The 505-nt window shown below is 72.1% G+C and carries 1 protein-coding gene; it reads left to right on the forward strand.

Annotated features, from left to right (window positions below; translation table 11 throughout):
- Nucleotides 1-321: 321 nt before the first annotated feature.
- Nucleotides 322-505, forward strand: a 184-nt coding sequence (locus tag ACK4SE_RS14410; RefSeq protein ID WP_409694107.1) for a hypothetical protein, incomplete at its 3' end; no start/stop codon positions are given.

Genomic DNA, 505 nt, shown 5'->3' on the forward strand with positions numbered 1-505 from the left:
GGGTGAACCGCTCAGGCGCCGCCGATGGCCAGCGCGACACGGCATGCTGCCGCAACTGCCTGGAGCAGTTTGAGGTGCGCCGCAATCGCGGCTGCCCCGCGTGGCCGGGCCGCAAGCACCAGATCAAGTACACATACAAGGACAATGACCTGCACTACAAGGTGATGGCAGCGTGGTGGGGTCGCGCGCGGCGCACACGCGCTCACGCTCGCGCACACGCACCGCGCGCGTGGGCGGCAGATCCTGCTGAAGCCCTCGCGCGCCCTGGCGCTGACGGCGCAGCTGCAGCGCGACTCCGAGTGGCTGCAGCGCATGGGCATCATGGACTACTCGCTGCTGGTGGGCGTGCACCGCAGCCGCATCCCCGCGCCCGCGCCGCCCGCCCGCTCCCCCGACCAGGACTGCCGGCACCAGTTCCGCACGGAGCTGGGCGGCATGTGCGCCGACAGCGTGGACGGCCCCTGCGTCTACTTCATCGGTGCGCGACCACTGCGCCGCCGCGGCC

Source organism: Brevundimonas sp. (genome assembly GCF_046293315.1).
Lineage (GTDB): Bacteria > Pseudomonadota > Alphaproteobacteria > Caulobacterales > Caulobacteraceae > Brevundimonas.